This window comes from Alteromonas sp. DYW1, assembly GCF_059752595.1.
Genome location: NZ_CM186038.1, coordinates 2,922,008 through 2,941,406, shown reverse-complemented (window position 1 = coordinate 2,941,406; position 19,399 = coordinate 2,922,008). Strand labels below are relative to the sequence as shown.

19 protein-coding genes are annotated in these 19,399 nt (G+C 45.6%); 10 read left to right on the top strand and 9 right to left on the bottom strand.

The window, feature by feature from the left end; all coding sequences use genetic code 11:
* Positions 1-5: 5 nt before the first annotated feature.
* From AC121Z_RS13210 to AC121Z_RS13195, 4 genes are all read right to left on the bottom strand, one after another.
* On the bottom strand, positions 6-1,265 hold the full coding sequence (locus AC121Z_RS13210) for a polysaccharide biosynthesis/export family protein (RefSeq protein WP_498124485.1): 1,260 nt from the start codon (positions 1,263-1,265) through the stop codon (positions 6-8).
* A gap of 204 nt (positions 1,266-1,469) precedes the next feature.
* Entirely contained in the window at positions 1,470-2,138 is a 669-nt protein-coding gene (locus tag AC121Z_RS13205; RefSeq protein ID WP_498124484.1) for a sugar transferase, read from the bottom strand.
* Positions 2,139-2,140: 2 nt separating this feature from the next.
* Positions 2,141-3,394: a WecB/TagA/CpsF family glycosyltransferase gene (locus AC121Z_RS13200; protein WP_498124483.1), complete on the bottom strand. Its 1,254-nt coding sequence runs from the start codon at positions 3,392-3,394 to the stop codon at positions 2,141-2,143.
* A gap of 213 nt (positions 3,395-3,607) precedes the next feature.
* Complete coding sequence (locus tag AC121Z_RS13195) at positions 3,608-4,009, bottom strand: 3-phosphoshikimate 1-carboxyvinyltransferase (RefSeq protein ID WP_498124482.1); 402 nt, start codon at positions 4,007-4,009, stop codon at positions 3,608-3,610.
* A 180-nt stretch (positions 4,010-4,189) separates the two neighbouring features.
* On the opposite strand from AC121Z_RS13195, the gene AC121Z_RS13190 reads away from it, so the two are divergent.
* The 6 genes from AC121Z_RS13190 to AC121Z_RS13165 all read left to right on the top strand — a co-directional run bounded on the left by AC121Z_RS13190 (position 4,190) and on the right by AC121Z_RS13165 (position 9,242).
* Complete coding sequence (locus tag AC121Z_RS13190) at positions 4,190-4,753, top strand: heme NO-binding domain-containing protein (protein ID WP_498124481.1); 564 nt, start codon at positions 4,190-4,192, stop codon at positions 4,751-4,753.
* The gene (locus AC121Z_RS13185) at positions 4,754-6,352 is read left to right on the top strand and encodes a response regulator (protein WP_498124480.1); all 1,599 of its coding nucleotides are present in this window, start codon (positions 4,754-4,756) and stop codon (positions 6,350-6,352) included. It begins immediately after the preceding gene.
* Positions 6,339-6,728: a response regulator gene (locus AC121Z_RS13180; RefSeq protein ID WP_498124479.1), complete on the top strand. Its 390-nt coding sequence runs from the start codon at positions 6,339-6,341 to the stop codon at positions 6,726-6,728. The genes AC121Z_RS13185 and AC121Z_RS13180 overlap by 14 nt, the downstream gene beginning before the upstream one ends.
* Positions 6,729-6,740: 12 nt before the next feature.
* Positions 6,741-7,226, top strand: coding sequence for a hypothetical protein (locus AC121Z_RS13175; RefSeq protein ID WP_498124478.1), 486 nt, complete (start codon positions 6,741-6,743; stop codon positions 7,224-7,226).
* Between the two features lie 358 nt (positions 7,227-7,584).
* A complete protein-coding gene (locus AC121Z_RS13170; RefSeq protein ID WP_498124477.1) occupies positions 7,585-8,259 on the top strand; it encodes an OmpW family outer membrane protein in 675 nt (224 codons plus the stop codon).
* A 122-nt stretch (positions 8,260-8,381) separates the two neighbouring features.
* The gene (locus AC121Z_RS13165; RefSeq protein WP_498124476.1) at positions 8,382-9,242 is read left to right on the top strand and encodes a delta-class carbonic anhydrase; all 861 of its coding nucleotides are present in this window, start codon (positions 8,382-8,384) and stop codon (positions 9,240-9,242) included.
* Here the strand turns inward: AC121Z_RS13165 and AC121Z_RS13160 are convergent.
* The 4 genes from AC121Z_RS13160 to AC121Z_RS13145 all read right to left on the bottom strand — a co-directional run bounded on the left by AC121Z_RS13160 (position 9,239) and on the right by AC121Z_RS13145 (position 13,373).
* Positions 9,239-9,928, bottom strand: coding sequence for a response regulator transcription factor (locus AC121Z_RS13160; RefSeq protein ID WP_498124475.1), 690 nt, complete (start codon positions 9,926-9,928; stop codon positions 9,239-9,241). The two genes, AC121Z_RS13165 and AC121Z_RS13160, sit on opposite strands and share 4 nt — an antisense overlap.
* Positions 9,928-11,481, bottom strand: coding sequence for a sensor histidine kinase (locus AC121Z_RS13155; RefSeq protein ID WP_498124474.1), 1,554 nt, complete (start codon positions 11,479-11,481; stop codon positions 9,928-9,930). The genes AC121Z_RS13160 and AC121Z_RS13155 overlap by 1 nt, the downstream gene beginning before the upstream one ends.
* 93 nt (positions 11,482-11,574) lie before the next feature.
* A complete protein-coding gene (locus tag AC121Z_RS13150; RefSeq protein WP_498124473.1) occupies positions 11,575-12,234 on the bottom strand; it encodes a response regulator in 660 nt (219 codons plus the stop codon).
* Between the two features lie 2 nt (positions 12,235-12,236).
* Positions 12,237-13,373, bottom strand: coding sequence for a sensor histidine kinase (locus tag AC121Z_RS13145; RefSeq protein ID WP_498124472.1), 1,137 nt, complete (start codon positions 13,371-13,373; stop codon positions 12,237-12,239).
* A gap of 157 nt (positions 13,374-13,530) precedes the next feature.
* On the opposite strand from AC121Z_RS13145, the gene AC121Z_RS13140 reads away from it, so the two are divergent.
* Together AC121Z_RS13140 and AC121Z_RS13135 are read left to right on the top strand one after the other, a co-directional pair.
* Positions 13,531-14,283, top strand: coding sequence for a hypothetical protein (locus AC121Z_RS13140; RefSeq protein ID WP_498124471.1), 753 nt, complete (start codon positions 13,531-13,533; stop codon positions 14,281-14,283).
* 83 nt (positions 14,284-14,366) lie between these two features.
* Complete coding sequence (locus tag AC121Z_RS13135) at positions 14,367-14,777, top strand: hypothetical protein (RefSeq protein WP_498124470.1); 411 nt, start codon at positions 14,367-14,369, stop codon at positions 14,775-14,777.
* A gap of 81 nt (positions 14,778-14,858) precedes the next feature.
* Here AC121Z_RS13135 and metK read toward each other — a convergent pair whose 3' ends face one another.
* Complete coding sequence (gene metK, locus AC121Z_RS13130) at positions 14,859-16,016, bottom strand: methionine adenosyltransferase (protein WP_498124469.1); 1,158 nt, start codon at positions 16,014-16,016, stop codon at positions 14,859-14,861.
* 298 nt (positions 16,017-16,314) lie between these two features.
* Between metK and tkt the strand changes: the two genes are divergently transcribed.
* Together tkt and epd are read left to right on the top strand one after the other, a co-directional pair.
* Complete coding sequence (tkt, locus tag AC121Z_RS13125; protein ID WP_498124468.1) at positions 16,315-18,321, top strand: transketolase; 2,007 nt, start codon at positions 16,315-16,317, stop codon at positions 18,319-18,321.
* Positions 18,322-18,342: 21 nt separating this feature from the next.
* Complete coding sequence (gene epd, locus AC121Z_RS13120) at positions 18,343-19,389, top strand: erythrose-4-phosphate dehydrogenase (protein WP_498124467.1); 1,047 nt, start codon at positions 18,343-18,345, stop codon at positions 19,387-19,389.
* The last annotated feature ends 10 nt before the right edge of the window (positions 19,390-19,399 follow it).

Below are 19,399 nucleotides of genomic sequence, written 5' to 3'. Positions count from 1 at the left end.
CCTCCTTAAAACAACGCAATGGGTTTCAGAATGTCGTACAAGGTGCCAGCAATATCGCGCAGATTGGTCACATTTGAGTCATAGCAGGCAACGGCATCATCCGGCATTAAGTAAGGATTCATATCGTCACGAGTTGCGAACCGCACCAACTGCTCAACCGAGCGTTCAACCACTTGAATTTCACCTGTAATTGGGTGCGTGCTCGCTAACATAACGCTACGTGGCGCGTTGGTCCAGGCTTTGCCGCCAACACAGTTAGCCGAGATTGCCGCTTGTAGTAAGCGCGAGCCATACGTTAGGTTAGTTGAGTAGCGTCCCACCGATGCTGCGGCATTGCCGCCGGCGGAATCAATTAAGTTGGACATATAAACTCGGAAGCCTTTTGGGGTAATTTGACTGGGACGAACCAAATGGCGTTGAAAGCACCCTGTACTTGGCACAATAACGTGGTCTCCGGCAATTAAGGGAATATCTCTTACCGGGTTTCCAGTCAGAATTCCGGTAAGGTCTACCTCAACTTGCCAACCATTTCGGATCAAAATGATTTGGTCAACTTTTGCATCGGGGCGTGCGCCCGATGCAGCCCGAATCGCTTCAGAGAGCAGGCGTTTATCGGAAAAGTCGCCGTATGCCGCAATTTGCTCATCGAGTAAATTATTCGGGTTTTTGCTGTTGATCAGCACCCGGCCCGGTTGAAATACCGCACCGGCCACACTGACTTCAATACCAGCGAGGTTCATAATTTGCACCGATACAATGGCTGTCGCGGGTTGAAAAATTTCATTTTTAATTAGCGCTAGCTCAATCTCTTGAGCAACACTAACCGCAGGCTTACCTGCGGCATAGATTGGGCGTAATATAGGTAAATTAATATAACCATTCGGATCGAGCACGTAGCGACCGTTGAAACCATCACCATTTTCAATCACAACTTCTACCAAGTCGCCAGGGCTTAATGGTAGCCCGAACTTATGATCAGCGATGTGCTGCGGTGACGCTAAATGAGAATCTACGGTTTTTAAGGTTTTATCAACACGATAATGCAGTGGTGCAGCGAAATGCTGACGCTCAAGACAATCTATTTCAGCAGCAAAAATAGCTTGTGCAGGTTGCTCATGCGGCACCGCTGTACCTTGATTGTGTGTGCCACCAAAGAAACTACCCGATGCACTCTCAACCTCATGTAAACCATGCGTTTGTGTGCAGCCAATGAGTAGCCCTGCAAGCATCGCAGTCAGTGTTTGGCGTAATATGATGTGACTCATGATAGTTGATCCCACTAAGCTATTTGATATCTATTACGCAGTAACCAGGCCAACTTTTAAGTCGTTGAAATTATTTGTTTTATTTTATTTTTTCTAAGTTTTTTTGCAGAATGCGAGGGCGTTTTTTTTGCAGTTTGAAAAATGCAAAAAGACAAGATTATATTAAAACGCCCACCTTATAGCGTAAGGTAGGCGTGGATTCGCTTAATAAGCGCCCTTGGCTTTTAACACCGCAGGAATAGTAGACAGCAAAATGCCAATATCCATGATTATGGATTGTGCGTTGACGTAATGCTTGTCTAACCATATTTGTTCATCAAAATTGGTATCGGCACGACCATTCACTTGCCATAATCCAGTAATACCTGGCTTGCAAAACATACGCGGCATGATGTCACGATTGTAGGCACAATACTCAATATCTAACGGTGGACGAGGTCCAATCATCGCCATGTCGCCGGTGACGACATTCCACAATTGTGGTAATTCATCGATAGAGTATTTGCGAATAAAACGTCCTACACGCGTGATCCGTGGATCGTTAATGTATTTCTTGCAAATCCCGTCGCGATCACTTTGTGTGGGATCGGGTTCTTTGAATTTCGGGTCGGTTTTCAAATACATTGAACGTAACTTATAGCAACGAAAATGCCGTCCAAATTCTCCTATACGTACTTGCGAGAAGAAGATGGGTCCACGACTCTCTAATTTGATGCACAGTGCTGCAACGATGATTATGGGGGAAAGAACTAGCAAAGCTAGCGCTGCAGCGGTTTTTTGTAGAGCTACCGGGATCCCTTTATGAGCGAAATCCACGCGTTGCTTAACGGCTTTATATTTTGCGTTGTTTGTAGGTAAAGTCATAGAGGTCATGATCAGACTCCTTTAAAAACTTGTTGAGTGAAGAAAATACGCATTAAAAATTCGGGCGTACCCAGTACGTAGCGAGTAAACTTTGTCTTTGGCTCTTGCATTAATCGCCAGATCCATTCAAGGCCCATTTGACGCATGGCTATAGGCGCTCGGGCAATTTTTCCTGAGTAAAAATCGAATAGTCCACCGACGGCAATTAGGGCATCACACGTTAAGAATTGGGCGTATTTGGCAATCCAAGCCTCTTGCATTGGCGATCCAAAGGCGACGAGGACAATATCGGCGTTACTGCTGTTTATTTGGTCAATAATGTTTTGTGTTTCTGCATTATCAAAGTAGCCGTGCTGTATGCCGGCGATCTGTAGTTTCGGGAACTTCGATACTAAATTTTCTGCAGCTTTGGCGGCGACACCCGGCTTTGCACCGACCAAGAAGATACGTTTTTGCAGTCGCTCTGCTTGAGCACATAACAGCGGTAGCATATCGGTACCGTTAATGTTGTCGTGCAAGCATTTTTTGGCCTTTTGCGCCGCTAGACGCATACCACTGCCGTCAGCAAACAGTGCATTCGTACTTTTTAATGCTTTGGATAATGCTGGTGAGCGCGCCATTTGATTAATCGAGTGCGCATTAACAAAGCAATAAGTATTTGCTTTTTCCACTGTTTGACGTGGAGCCATAATTAAGTCAACGGCAGTTTGCATCGATTGATTGAAGATGCGCAAACCAAATAACTCAATTGAACTATCAGCTGTTGTGAGGGGCTTAGTGAAAAACGTACGACAGAACACGTATTTAAATATCAAACCTAATCGCGCTGTAACGCCCATACTTAATTGCTGTTCAACGAGTGACACTGCAGAGGTGAAGCTCACGCCTGTTTGTTTGTGCACATCCACAAGACTGACCAAGCCTGGTTTAAGCGCATGGCATCGCTGGCTGCGCAACCATTCGGTGACCGATGAATCGTTCTGCAATGGGATCCCACAAAACGATACTTGGCCAACTAACACATCAAAACAAACGGCACTCGATTTAGCGTAACCTACACTGAATCCGTGCAAAACCACAGTTCTGCCAAGCGCGTCCTCACGCTCTGTCAACGTAAATACCGGTTTATGAGTGACAATTGCTAGTAGTGCGTTAACAATCATGATGGGGAGCAACGCGAAGAGCCACAGAGCCGCTAAGATAATATCGAGATAGCGTTGGCTAGACTGCATATAAGCACTATTAAACGGAGTTATATTTCCCATTTGTAAGCTCCAAAAGCTGTGAATAGGAAACTAAAAGCGATTCGTGTGCCAACAATGCTTTTGCACTGTATCTTTATGTTTTTAAAAGGTTATCTTTGTGATTGGTTGATTGTGTGAGGGTGAAGTTTGCGTTTTGAAAAAGAATATTTTCAATCTGCAATACAGTTTGCAAATAACGTCTGTTGAACACATAAAGATAAGCAAATTTTGCGCTTAATCGTCACTAAACCAATCCCAAATTCCTAATGAATACTCGTCAAAAAGATTAATACCTAGCGCAGATTTAAGCAGATACAAAAGCAATAGTAAAAGGATGACCAGAGAGGTTGAAACCAGAGCCAAACAGAGCAGAAACACTAAAATGGCAATGCCTTTTTCCTTTTCGGAGAGCGCGCGTTTATTGCGCCCGACTAAAAATACCAAATAGTAACTAAACGGCAAGAAAGGCAAGCGAAACGTGGTTCGAAAGTCAATGCCATGTACTTTTCCGCCCCTTGTTCCAACGGCTTCTTGCAGACCAATTAGTTGCTCTGTGGAAAAGCTTGCTGCGATATTTTCCGGCATTCGATTTAACAAACGTTTAATCGCGGGATCATCTTTAGGATGTATTGGCACGTAACCTCCTTTTGTAATCAATGGCACAGAAATTGGAAGCAAGCTAAATTTGTTGTGTAAGTATACACAAATAAAAAGTACTGGCGCAGTTCAGCAAAATCCGCTTCACTTGATGATAAAGTTGAGCGAACAAAGAAATGCGTTTCGTGTAATTAACGTTGTTAATCTAGTGGTGGTGGTATGAAGGGGATCGTGTTTGACGAGTTTACCCAAATGGTAGAGTCTGAATTTGGCGAGGAAATGTTAGATACGCTGATCGACGAATGTGCAGAGCAACTGCCCTCTGGAGGGGCCTACACAACTGTGGGAACGTATGATCACAATGAAATCTTAGTATTAGTTGCTGCGTTAAGTAACAAGGTAGATACTCCTGTGCCAGATTTGGTGAAAGCCTTTGGTCACCATTTAGCGCAGGCGTTTCTGGCAAAATTTCCTGCGTTTTTCTATCAATGCAACAGCGCTATCGAATTTTTCAAGACCATTGATAATCATATCCATAAAGAAGTTCACAAGCTTTATCCAGACGCGGAGTTACCTAAATTCTCCTATGAGCAACAATCAGAACAGCAGCTAAAGCTAACCTATGAATCAGCACGTGATTTCTCCATGTTAGCGTTGGGACTATTGGAGGCAACGGCAAAGCATTACGGACAAACTCTTCGAATTGATATGCAACCAGAGCCCGCCGAGGATAAAACACGCGTTTGTTTTATGATTTCAGAACAACCAACAGCCACAACATAAATGACCGAGCAGCGACAAGTATCAGCCGCCAAGTTTGAGCGGGAACGGACGGCGCGCAGGCATGCCGAGCAATTGCTGGAACAAAAATCGCGCGAATTATATGAGAAGAACAGTGCGTTAGAAGCGCTGCATCTTTCGCTTGAAAAAAAAGTCGAAGAGCGCACTGCTGAAGCGTTGCGGCTAAAAAATGAGGCACTCGCCGCCTATCGAGTGAAAACTGAATTTATCGCCAATATCAGTCACGAACTTAAGACACCACTAAACGCCGTCGTAGGATTCGCAGAGAGTCTCAAGGCTGAGAGTTCTACCAGTGAAAATGCTCAAATAGCAGCCAAGATGATCCTGCAGAATAGTTTGCATTTAGTGGATATTTTTGAAGAACTTTTAGATGAAGCCGCGGATGATAGGGATAGTCAGTTGGTTGCTGAAAGGTTTAATTTGGAAAATGCTCTATCTCACGTATTGTTTAATGTTGAGTCAGAAGCCGTTACTCGTGGTAGCGAAGTTCATTTGCATTACGCGTCTGATTTGCCAAAAGACATTGTTGCGGATGAGCGTTTTGTCAAACGCGTGGTGACTAAACTGCTGCTCAATCTGCTGCAACAAACGAAAGACAGTGACCTTGCAATAGAAGTGGCATATGCACAGGCTTCGTCAGCTATTAGTGTTTTGCTAATGGTCAATGAGCGTGGTGCGCGTTGCGCGACGCTAGGTTCGCACGCTACTACCGCTGCGGACGAGCCACATCTAGAGCAAAATAATCAAGCGTTAGCCCTCGGAATGGATATTGCGCGCGGCTATGCCGCTATGCTGGGGGGCTCTGTAGCAGTGAAAAGCATTCCCCGCGCCAATTACGCAATTGAATTTCGTTTTCCGGTGTCTGCGGTGTTTGTTCAAACAGAGTTTGCCGCTGAAGAATCGATACCTTCATTATTAAAAGGAGTCACAGGGAAGATTTTGGTCGTTGAAGACAATGCCATTAATCAGTTATTGATAAAGCACATGCTCGTATCACTGGATGTGCAAATAGCGATTGCACATAATGGTGAAGAAGGTGTGAGTATGGCATTGTCGGATGACTTTGATCTTATTCTAATGGACATTCAGATGCCCGTGTTGGATGGCATCCAAGCGACACAGATGTTGCGCCAACTTGGATATAGTAAACCAATTGTTGCTATTACCGCTCATGTGTTGAAGCAAGATTTTGACGGTTTAAAACTGCAGGGCTTTAATGAAGCGATCCAGAAACCGATAAAAAAACTGGAGTTTGCGCGCGTGATTTCACGTTTTCTAAGCTCTAATGACTCTAATAATAAAGCTGGTTTGCAGTTAAGTGATGATAAGCGGCAAGAATTAGAATCTCTGTTTCTTGCATCGTTGGGGCAATACAGTGAAACTATCCAAAAGGCGTGTGACTCCGAAATAGAACAGCAGTTAGCCTCTGAACTTCATCAGTTAAAAGGTCTTTGTGGTAATTTCAAATTTACCGATTTGACTGCAGCGTCCGCTAAGGCCTATCAGTTAAATCGTGATACCCGCATGGCGCTTGAGAGTCTAAACACAATCATCAAGGAGCTAGTGAATGAGCGCACATAACATATTGATCGTAGACGATATCGCTACCACTAGAGAGTTGCTGCGGAGCTTGATCCTCAGTACCGCGCGAGAAAAAGAGCGAGAAGAAGAGATTGAGATTTTTCAGGCATCGACAACAGCTGAAGCGCTCAAGATTTTGGCTCGAGTCTCCATTAACTTGGTCTTTTTGGATATCGAACTGCCCGACATTAGTGGGCTAGATTTAATTGATGAAATACACAGTGATTATTCGCAAGCTAAGATCGTGATGGTCACTGGTGATAGTTCTATCGAAACGGTGAAAGCGGCGATCGCTAAAGGAGTTCAAGGCTACATTGTTAAGCCTTTTAACGCCGTTAGAGTCGCAGAAGCATTAGAAAACTGTTTAGCTAAGTGAGGTAATAATCCTTTGCCTTCCATCATTGATATAGAAGCCAGTGGTTTCGGCGCAGATAGCTACCCGATTGAGTTAGGTGTGGTGCGAGATGATGGTGCGCGCTTTTGTCGTTTAATAAAGCCCTTTGAAGACTGGTGTCACTGGGATGAGCAAGCTGCCAGTTTACATGGTATTACGCGTGACAAATTGCTGCGTCATGGCAATGACGGGATTGATGTCTGTTTGGCACTCAATGCCTTTGTTGGTGCGAGCACGCTTTATAGCGATGGTTGGGTGGTGGATCAGCCTTGGTTGATCAAACTCTATGCAGCGGCTAATTGTCAAATGACCTTCCGCGTTAGCCCATTAGAATCATTATTAAAAGAAGTACACTTACTTAAATGGGACATGATCAAATCGGATGTCACTGTTGAGTATGGTGGCTCACGTCATCGCGCCAGTGTTGACGCTATGATCATTCAACAAACCTTTCAACGGGTAACGAGCATCACTAATTAACTTTTGGGTTGATTTAACTAGGCGCAAAGTACAGGTTTTATGAGCCCAGTGCAGAACGGGTTAATTTTCTGACCATTGTGTTTCTTTTGGCAAAATAACTGTTACTTTGCAAATCTCAAATCTCAAATCTCAAATCTCAAATCTCAAATCTCAAATCTCAAATCTCAAATCCCAAATCCCATTTCACGGTAACCTGTCGAAGTCACAGAACTCTTCTACTTAAAGTACGCAGCTGCAGCAAGGTGTTTCGCACGAATTCAGCACTAGTTTTTAATCTAATTTTAATGTTTACGTAAGGTCTTTTTCAGGCTAACTCAATAAGCTCTGCACTCAATAATTAGTCTGTTAAAGGTGCTATATGAAAAAGTCTTACTTGTCATTACTAATTGCTGCATCTGTCATGGTGCCAATGTCGGCGTCTGCCTTTAAATATGGGGATATTGTGGTCCGCGGCGGCTTTGCTACGGTGAGCCCTGATGATGCCTCATCCAATGTATTTTTGGATGACACGGATCTAGGTTTTAACTTGAGTGTTGATAGCAACACGCAACTTGGATTAACCATTGCGTACTTCTTTGCTGACAACATGAATGTTGAAGTGTTGGCGGCGACCCCGTTTAAACACGATGTGAATTTTGGGGTAAATGACCCCTTGGGAACGGGAAATTTATTAGGCGAGGTCACTCACTTACCACCAACCGTGACGGTGAATTACTACTTAGGTGATAACCAAACAACCTTTAAACCTTACGTCGGGGTAGGCTTTAACTACACTATTTTCTTTGATGAAGAGTTTTCGGGTGCAAATACTAACGCGGGGCTTGCAAACTTGTCGTTGGATAACTCTTTTGGTCTAGCTGCTCAACTGGGCGCAGACTACATGATCAATGAGCGCTGGTTTGTTAACGGTGCTATCCGTTGGATTGATATCGATACGGAGGCAACGTTTGATCTTAATGGAACGCCTGGAAGCGTAGGCTCTATTCAAATCGATCCATGGGTGTATAGCTTAAGCATCGGTTATCGCTTCTAAAAAGGTAAGAAAAATCTTGCTTTTTAATTTGTAATTGCAAGGAAAAAACTGATCTAAAAAGGTTAATATACAGTTTAGATAAGCAGGGTAATTTCCGCTCTTATAATTGCGAGGAACACAAAATGAAAAACGTAACAACTAAATATAAATTGGGCGTAATTGCAATCGCAATGTCAGGTGCGATGGCATGCACGGCGACGGCAAAAAATGTGGATGACAGTGTAGTCGAAGCACAACGAGCAGCTTTGGCACAAAATACAGCAGGTAAAGGCTTTGGTCCGCAGTCGCCACGAGATATTGACCAAGCGTATGGTACAAATCAGCGAGTATTTGGTTTTGCGCCAAACCGGAGCCAAATGAATCTGTGTAACATCCACTTTCATAAAAACGCCGAGCATAAAGGCGGTGATTTTACGACTTATGCCGGTAATGGCGATGGTAAAGGTAAAAACACTGGTTACGTTTACGATGGTCAATTGTCTGATGCACAAATGAAGCCGGTTTCAGGCAACGTTTGTGGCGCCAAAGGTGATCCGTTACAAAGTGGCGACACCATCGAGGTGCATTGGGTCTTCAGTGCGGCACAGGTTGCACCAGGTCCAACGTTGGGGGCTTGCTTAGCTGATAGTACTATGAACCCAGGTTTACGGGTCGAAGGGCAAGTATTCGTTTTAGCGAATGATGAGAATGCGCTTGATTTTAATGAGTTGGCAGAAGTCGCGATGGTGAACGGTTATGCGCAGGCACCCAATATCCCAGCGAATACAGGCAAGCCGGTTGAATATTTAGGTTCAACTACTGGACCATCATTCAATGAACAAGGATCTCCTTTGCAAGTAAGCTGGAGCATGCGTCCCGAGACCGCTGTATTAGACATTAACTCAGTGGAAAAATGGTGCGAAGGAAATGTGTTTAACGAAGATCACGCCCATGGTGTGCGTAACCTCGTCGTTAATCCTGCTTTGTTGTCACCAATCAACTAAGTCTCTACCGGCTCATGTGCGAGCCGGTATCCATTTCCACGAAGTGTTTGGATAGTGAGTGCCGTTTCACTATCCAACTTTTTTCTAAGTTTACTAATATAAACGTCAATAATATTGGTTTGTGGATCAGAGTAAGCTTGCCACACACGACTCAATATCCGTTCACGCGACATCACTTTGCCCGCGTTTTGCGCTAAGTACAGCAGCAGATCAAACTCAAGTTTGGTCAGGTAAAGTTCTTCCCCATGTAACCAAGCGATACGCTCATCCAGCCGGATTTCCAAGCCACCGATGACTAAGCTGTTCTGTTTCGATGGTGACGCGGGCTCCAATCTTCGTTTCAGCGCTTCAATCCGAGCAAGTAGTTCGTCAAAATCGAAAGGCTTGCATAGATAATCATCTGCCCCCTGTTGCAAGCCTTTAACTCTTTGCGCGACTTCATCGAGAGCGGTTAGCATTAAAATCATTGGAGCAGACGGTAATGCCTTGATCTTATTGAGGAGTTGTAAACTGTCTTCATCGCCAAACAGTCGGTCAAGCACGACGATACTGGGTTTCCGTGTTTTTATGGCGCCGACAACGTGGTTGAAATCGTTCACGGTCGCACATTCAAAACCCTCAGCGACAAGCCCTTTTGCTATGAAACGTGCTAAGGGGATCTCGTCATCCGCGACTAATATAAGCATTATTTGACCTTCTTCAGTGTGAATGTAAACGCGCTGCCTTGGCCTTTTTCAGATATGACCTTGATCACTCCCCCGTGTGCTTCCACTATCGCTTTGGCAATGGGTAAACCGAGTCCAAGACCGCCTTCATGTTTCGAGAAACGCACAAATCGTTCAAAAATGTTTTCTATTTCTGTGGCGGAAATCCCAGTACCGCAGTCAGTGACATTCACTTCTACGTGATCCTCATTTTCTGCGAGAGAAATCGTAATCGCTGACCCGTTGGCTGAGTACTTTATGGCATTATCTAATAAGATAGCAACAACCTGCTGAATACGAGGTTTGTCAATCGCTACGGGGATCTCAGGCTGCTCTGAGTGATTGATAAATTGGATTTCTCTGTCTGCGTGTACACGCTGCCATTTTTCGCTTTCCATTTGGAGTAAATCGACAATGGGTGACGCTTGAATATCCAGGTGTAGCTGATTCATTTCAGCACGTGTAAGCAGCAATAAATCATCCACTAACCGGCTCAAACTGATGGACTGCTCCAGGATTGCCTCTAGTGTCTCTTTATAATCATCTTGTGATGCAGACTTTAGACGCAAAGTGACTTGTGCTTCACCGCGAATGATGGTTAATGGCGTTCGAAGCTCGTGTGACACATCGGCAATAAACTGACGCCGCCGTGAATCAATCTTAGTTAACTTTTGATTCGCTAGAGTGAGTTCCTTCGTGCGTTGTTCAACTTCAAACTCAAGTTCTTTCTGTGAGCGCTGGGCGTTAGATTGATGTTCATGTAGTCGTTCACTCATTTGATTAATAGCGATTGCAAGCGCTTCAAATTCATCATCCATTTTAACCGAGATGGCTTGATCATAATGGCCTGCGGCAATACGGTTGGTGGCTTCACGAAATATCACTAACGGCTGGTAAAGCTGATGAAATAGCCAATAGCAACCATATACGATAAGCGGAACTGCCAGTGCGCCGAGTCCAAGAATAAACCACACCATGGCGGTGTTGAGCGTATCAATGCGTGAGTTTATTGCCGCTACTACCCGACTTTGACGGGTAACAGCCGCATTAATCGACTCTCTAAACTGATTGTCGATAGTGACTTCAAGTAAGCTGCGAAGTTGTTCCTGCTGGCCTAAGGGGACTCCATTCTGAGCGAGATCGAGGGTTTCAAATTGACGAATTATTTCATCGATGATTTGTTCCAGTTCATCGGTATCTTCAACACTGCCTTGCGTGACTTCGATCCCTAATGCTTCGCGTTGGCGTATTTCTAGGCGGCGAATAGTGTTCAGTGATTGTTCGATTAACGAGCGTTTTTTGCGCACGTTAGCCTGATTGGCTTGTTGGCCAAAAATGACACCATCGGTGAGTTGTTTAAATAGTCGGTAAGAAATACTGGATAATTGTTGGTGCTCAGTCAGTAATGATTGCGCAATGGTGCTTTGTTTAATGTTCTCTCTAGTTAAGTGGGCGGAAATAGCCGTACAGGTGATCGCCACCATGAGAATAAACACGGTGGTGAGGCCAAAATAAAATAATTTTCTTTTATACACAGTCGTTTAAAGCTGAGAAAACCAATGCTAGAGATACGCAGGTCAGCGTAAAACGGACCATCCTCGAACAGTGAAAACTCAATTTGTACCGCCTTAGATAATCCCTAACTCAATACTTTTAAGTACCGCTCTAGTGCGGTCCCTGACGCCTAGTTTGGCCAGAATACTTGATACTTGGTTTTTGATAGTGCCTTCAGACTTATGCATACTGTGAGCAATTTCACGGTTACTGCAACCTGCTGCCATTAAACGTAATATTTCCTGCTCTTTGATGCTGAGTGGTTCAATAAGAGATTGACTCTCAGTTCCATTTTGCGCCGGAGAATTCTGCATACTCACCAACAAGCGTTCGGTTATCGCCGGTTGAATATACGATTGACCGTCAACCACAGCATCAATTGCCTCGATTAAGGTTTCTAATGATACATCCTTTAACAGATAGCCTTTCGCTCCGGCATGCACTGCTTGCAAGATCAATTGGTGATCATCAAAGGTCGTGAGCATCAATACTGGTGTCTTCACACCGGCCGCTACAAGCTGTTGCAATGCACCAATGCCGTCCAGTTGAGGCATTCGAATATCCATTAAAACGATATCGATATTGGGGGCGTTTTCGGCCGTCAGCCATTGTACAGCGGCCAGTCCATCGGAGCACTCATCAACAACAGTAACGCTTTCTGATAAGCTGAGCAGGCTCTTTATACCTGAGCGCACTAACGCTTGATCGTCAACTAGAAGAACTCGATGCGGCATGTTTATCGCTCCACTGTCGCGGTGGTTATGAACCCGCTGCCTGTGGCTTTGAAATGTACTCGACCACCCACGGCTGCCATCCGTTCCTCGATCCCTTTTAGACCATTACCGAGTGTAAAGTCTAAGTTTTTCTGAGTGCCGTTATCGGCTATCGTTAATTGCCAATGATCAGCAAAGTTGTGTAAAGAAATAGTGCACTGGGTTGCGTTACTGTGCTTGAGGGTATTGGTGATCGACTCTTGGACGCAACGCAGGATCGCTTCAGCTTGGTTAACATCTTCAATATTGACCTCTTTGGCAATATCATGCGTTAGCGTCAGTTGTGGAACCGCCTGTTGGATAGCCGAGATTGCGGCTACGATATCCAGCGATGACTTCTCTCGGATCTCGCTAACAGCTTCTCTGACGTCACTTAATAATAGTTTTGATAATTGGTAGCACTCATCGATGTGTTGTTTGGTTGCTGTATCACTTAAGCGGCTTGCAACCTGAAGTTTTATTGTCATTGCTGTCAAATGATGACCGAGCAGATCATGGATATTGCGTGCGATACGAACGCGCTCGGATTGCTTAGTGGCTTCCGTCAATAAAGCTTGAGTGGTAAGCAATTCACGGTTCTTCTCTTCCAGTGCTTGCTGTACCTTTTCAGCTTTTAGCATGGCGTTAATGATGACGATGGCAAATAGATTAAATGTCCAAAACAAGAGCGCTGTGATCAGCATACCCTCGCGTTGCCAATGCCATTGATAAATCAGCCAGAGCGGAATGGTTAACAAGAGCGAGACAAATACTGCCCGTGCAACGCTCATGAAATAGGGCAGCACAGTCCCCGCCATGACCATAAAGATAGCGTTGTAGGTATAAGGTACAGAATAGTAAATTGCCATAATGATGACCACTTGGATGGCAAATAGGGCAATCCGGTAATGCGGTTCTTTGTTGAAGGGCCGGTCGCGAATGGTGACTGTCCAAACCACAAAAAAACTAATGTACAAGCCGGCGACAATGAGCAAGTCAGTGAGCGAAAAATGCGCATTTTGCTGCATAAAGTACAGGCTAGAAAGGCTTACTAGCAGCCACGTGAAAAACGCGCTATACCACTCAATGCTTTGACTCAGGATTTTTGCTGTGCGGCTCATTATGCTTGTTGTCCGTAATTCCTTGCTGCAGTATGCCGAAAAATACCGACTAACCCAATAGGTCAAAAGTCATCTTTAAAGTAATGACTTTTGACACTACAGGGCCTCTTGCTCTGACCGTAACCTTATATCCGAGATAATTCAGAGGAATTAAGTTATGTCAGGCATACATTCAATTTTATTCGTTATTCATATACTGACGGGTACAGCCGCATTGATCCTATTTTGGATCCCAATGTTGAGTAAAAAGGGCCAATTGAATCATGTTACTTACGGGCATTTTTACGTAAACACAATGTATGCAGTAGCGGGCAGCGGAGCGCTAATGGCAATTATGGTTCTGATGGCGCCCATGGCGATAAAATCAGACCTGATCATTTACGCGAGCGACCCCGCAGCAGCAATCACCAGTATCAGGATATTTTGGAGCTTCTTATTGTATTTGAGTCTATTGTCGTTTGTTACTACGCGACACGGGGTTGCTGTTTTACAGGTGCGCCAGGATCGCGAGTCGCTCCGCCGTTGGCATTATATATTGCCACTCGTCATATTGGTGTTGGCGGGCTCAGCTCTGGCTGTCACAGGATTCCTAGCCAATCGCCACTTACACACGATATTTGGACTTTTGGGCTGCGTGTTGGGTTATGGATTGTTGCGCTATTGTTTAAAGACTCAGCTTAAGAAAGGCGAGTGGGTATTGGAGCATATTGGTACTATTATCGGGTCTGCTATCGGCGCTTACACAGCATTTTTAGCTTTCGGGGGGCGCGTCATCTTTGCTGAGTTGGGTCAATGGCAACTGGCGTTTTGGATCGCTCCGGGTGTAATTGGTGGTATTGCAGCTAATATCATCACCAAAAAATATGCCGTTAAGCTCGGTCTGCATCACGCTAAACCTTCAGCGCAATAAGCAACTCAAAAGTACAGGTGTTAAAATGCAACGTTTGCGCTAGCATAGTATTTATCGCGCTGTAAGTCAGCAGAGGTAGAGTTATGCTAGCCGAGCAAATGGTCGATCGCGTTAAACGCCTCAAGCATCGAGGGGTACGTTATCAACGTAATGTATTACAAGTAGGGCGGCTATACATGTTTCGAACCTATGGTCAGGTTGGTTACTGTCTTCGCTTGATGATTGCTCCACTCGTGTTTACTGTCAGTTTGGCAGGCATCGTTTTAATTCTCCGCGATTGGGAGCCGCTGCATTATGTCGCTATTTTTCCGGTGTGTGTATTCGCTGGGTGGCTATTTGAACAATGGATGTATCAGCGCATGGTTAGTCAGGGTGTCGATGTTTATTTAGATGAACCTGACAAGGCATTTTATCAAGAACCGCCCCTGCCGAATCATGCAAAGAATATTCACCGTTGTGGTATTCCTAAGGATTATCCTTTCGATCAGTTTTAATTCAGAGATCAATAAAGCGCTCAATTTTAGAGCGCTTTTTATTGTTTATCTGAATGTAGGTAAAAACAGAGTTGACTATTTTTAAGCCAACCGCTGAGCTGCTGCTTTCAAGGCGTCAGCTTTATCGGTTTTCTCCCATGGGAACTCGTTTCGCCCAAAGTGCCCATACGCCGCTGTTGGTTGATAGATAGGGCGCTCGAGGTCAAGCATTTTGATTAGTCCATACGGGCGCAAATCGAAGTGCTCGCGCACTAATTGGGTTAATGCCTGGTCGGCAATAACGCCGGTCCCAAAGGTATCGATATTAATTGACGTTGGCTCGGCAACTCCGATCGCATATGACACTTGTATTTCACAACGTTTCGCTAAACCAGCAGCAACAATATTCTTAGCTACATAGCGACCTGCATAGGCTGCACTGCGATCGACCTTCGACGGATCTTTACCCGAGAACGCACCACCGCCGTGGCGAGCCATACCACCATAGGTATCAACGATGATCTTACGACCAGTTAAGCCGCAGTCTCCCATAGGCCCCCCGATCACAAAGCGTCCCGTGGGGTTAATATGAAACTGAGTTTCTTTGCTCAGCCATTGCTCTGGTAGTACGGGCTTGATGATGTGTTCCATCACCGCTTCACGCAGGTCGGCTGTTGATACAGAGTCACAGTGCTGAGTTGACAGCACAACAGCATCAATCCCCACCGGACGATCATCTTCATACACAAACGTGACTTGTGATTTCGCATCCGGGCGTAGCCATGGTAATTCACCGGACTTTCGCATCGCCGCTTGACGTTGCACTAAGCGATGCGAGTAAGTGATTGGCGCAGGCATTAAAACGTCAGTCTCGTCGCTCGCATAACCGAACATTAAACCTTGATCACCCGCACCTTGATCCTCTGGACGGGCGCGATCTACACCTTGATTGATATCGGGAGACTGTTTACCGATCGCGTTTAACACTGCGCAAGAATCGGCATCAAAACCCATGTCTGAATGGGTATAACCAATGTTGCGTACGGTCTCACGCGTGAGTTCTTCAATATCAACCCAAGCCGAGGTGGTAACCTCACCGCCGACTAATACCATGCCAGTTTTCACAAAGCTTTCGCAGGCCACGCGGGCGTGGGGGTCTTGTTGTAATATTGCATCGAGCACTGCATCAGAAATTTGATCAGCGATTTTATCCGGATGTCCCTCTGAGACAGATTCCGACGTAAATAAATGTTTTGCCATTGCGGCTCCCTCTAACACAGACATTCAGTCAATGGGTTTAATGGGTATAGTCTAACGTCTCTATTGTAAATTACCAGTCTTTACTTCTAGACGTCTAAAAGTCTATTTGTTAACTTAGCTTGACACTTTCAAGCAATCTGGCACCTGCCGCGGCCTTCACCTCTTAACGAGGCTAAATTTCAATGCGAAAGCCGTTGAACTAAGGTCCTCTCTGAGTGAGAATAGCCGACCTCAAACGGTGACAGTGCAAGCAATCCAGAACGCCCTAGCGCTGGAAAAAGATCAATCAGGAGATGACATGTCTAATACACCCTCTCGTCGTGAACTCGCAAATGCAATTCGAGCGCTCAGCATGGATGCCGTGCAAAAGGCAAAATCAGGCCATCCAGGCGCGCCCATGGGCATGGCCGATATAGCACAAGTGCTGTGGGGTGATGTGTTATCACATAATCCAGCGAATCCAGATTGGGCTAATCGTGATCGCTTTGTGCTGTCGAACGGTCACGGTTCTATGTTGCTGTATTCGCTTCTGCACCTAACCGGCTACGATGTCTCGATTGATGATTTAAAAGCGTTTCGTCAACTCCACAGTAAAACGCCTGGTCACCCCGAATATGGTTATGCCCCTGGTGTAGAAACCACGACCGGCCCGCTTGGGCAAGGGATAACCAATGCGGTAGGGATGGCGATTGCCGAAAAAGCGCTAGCGGCGCAGTTTAATCAACCTGGATATGACATTGTTGACCATTACACTTACGCGTTTTTGGGTGATGGTTGCTTGATGGAAGGCATTTCACATGAAGCCTGTTCATTAGCTGGCACGCTGGGCTTGGGTAAACTCATTGCATTTTGGGATGACAATGGTATTTCAATTGATGGTGAAGTTGAGGGCTGGTTTACCGACGATACTCCAGCGCGCTTCAAGTCATATGGTTGGCAGGTGATCGCTGGTGTTGACGGTCATGACCCTGCGCAAATCGCTGATGCTATTGCTGCGGCGCAGGCCAATCCGCAACAACCCACATTGATCTGTTGTAAAACAGTTATCGGTTTTGGCTCGCCGAATAAGCAAGGTACAGAATCCTGTCATGGTGCGCCGCTCGGCGATGATGAAATTGCGCTAACCCGCGAGGCATTAGGTTGGCCATTTGCGCCATTTGAAATACCAGAAGCAATCTATGCTGGCTGGAGTGCGCTTGAAAAAGGTCAGGTTGCTGAGGCGGAATGGAACGCATTATTTGATGCTTATGCCAAGGCGCACCCTGCTCTTGCTGATGAATTCGCGCGTCGTCAAGTCGGTCAATTACCGGCTGACTGGGCTGAAAAGTCAACGGCGTATATCAATCAACTACAGGCCAATCCAGCGAATGATGCTACCCGTAAATCGTCGCAGAATTGCTTAAATGCATTTGGTCCATTATTACCAGAACTCATGGGTGGGTCTGCCGATCTTGCCGGTTCAAATCTGACGATTTGGCAGGGCAGTCAACCGTTAACCGCGGACGATGCATCCGGCAATTATATATACTATGGTGTGCGTGAGTTTGCCATGTCGGCTATCATGAACGGTCTCGCGTTACACGGCGGCTTTAAGCCTTATGGCGCAACTTTTTTGATGTTTATGGAATACGCACGGAATGCAGTGCGCATGGCAGCGATCATGAAGCAACCCGCGATTTTCGTTTACACCCATGATTCTATTGGTTTGGGCGAAGACGGTCCAACTCACCAGCCTGTGGAGCAATTGGTTGCGTTACGTTCAACCCCGAATCTAGATAACTGGCGTCCATGTGATCAAGTGGAGTCAGCAGTCGCTTGGAAAGCCGCAATTGAACGCACGGATGGGCCTACAACGTTAATTTTCAGCCGCCAAGGAATGCCGCAGCAAGCGCGCACGCCTGAGCAAGTCAATAATATCAGTCGTGGTGGCTATGTATTGAAAGATAGCGCGCAAACGCCGGATATTATTTTGCTTGCTACAGGTTCGGAGGTTCAGTTGGCGGTAGATGCCGCTGAGCAATTAAGCCAGCAAGGTAAAGCGGTTCGCGTGGTTTCTATGCCTTCCACTGATGTGTTTGATCAGCAAGATAAAGCTTATCGTGATAGCGTGTTACCGCCACAGGTAAGTCAACGCGTCGCGGTTGAAGCGTTGAGTAAAGACAGCTGGTATAAATATGTAGGCCTGAATGGGGCGATTATCGGCATGGATACATTTGGTGAATCAGCGCCGGCGGGTGACCTATTCAAGCACTTTAATATTACTGTAGACGCAGTGGTTGCTGCAGCATTGGCGCTTGACGCGTAAGTGAGCAGCGAGGTCCCTCAGGTGCTACGTATTGCCATCAATGGGTTTGGTCGGATTGGGCGGAATGTCCTGCGTGCGTTGTATGAGTCCGGCCGAACGCGTGAAATTGAGGTTGTTGCCATCAATGAACTCGCTGCACCTGAGGGTATTGCACATTTACTCAAATACGATACATCGCACGGGCGTTTTCACTACCCGGTCAGACGCGACAATGGCGATTTGTTAGTCAATGAACAGCGCATCCGCCTATTTCATCAGGCTGATCCAAGTCAGCTGCCTTGGGATGAATTGAATATTGATATTGTTTTGGAATGCTCCGGCGAGTTTAATTCGCGCGAACAGCTAGATTTGCATTTGCAAGCAGGGGCTAAACAAGTCTTATTGTCACAGCCCGGAACACCCGATCTGGATGCTACGATTATTTATGGTATCAATCATCATGAGCTAAAGCGTGAACATCGATTAGTATCGAATGGAAGTTGCACCACCAATTGTATTGTGCCGGTTATTCAAACCTTAGACGCAGCCTTTGGCGTCGAAAGTGGCACGATTACTACCATTCACTCTTCTATGCATGATCAGCAAGTGATTGACGCCTATCACCCTGATTTACGCCGTACACGTGCAGCGAGCCAATCGATAATACCGGTTGATACGCGGTTAGCGGCCGGGATTGAACGCATATTGCCTGCTTTCGCTGGTAAGTTTGAAGCCATCGCAGTACGTGTGCCCACGATCAATGTAACCGCGATGGACTTAAGCGTTACCGTGCATGAAAACGTGAACATTGAACGTGTCAATCAGGTCATTAAGCATGCATGCCGCGGCGATCTCGAAACGATTTTAAGTTATACCGAAGAACCTTTGGTTTCGTGTGATTTCAATCATGATCCGCACTCGTGCATTGTTGATGGCACGCAAACGCGAGTGAGCCATAAACATTTAATCAAAACCTTAGTCTGGTGTGACAATGAGTGGGGATTTGCCAACCGTATGTTGGATACCGCGCTTGTCATGCATAAAACTCAAACCCAAATTGAGGAGCTTCATTGTGAGTCAAGCCACTAGTAACATTAAA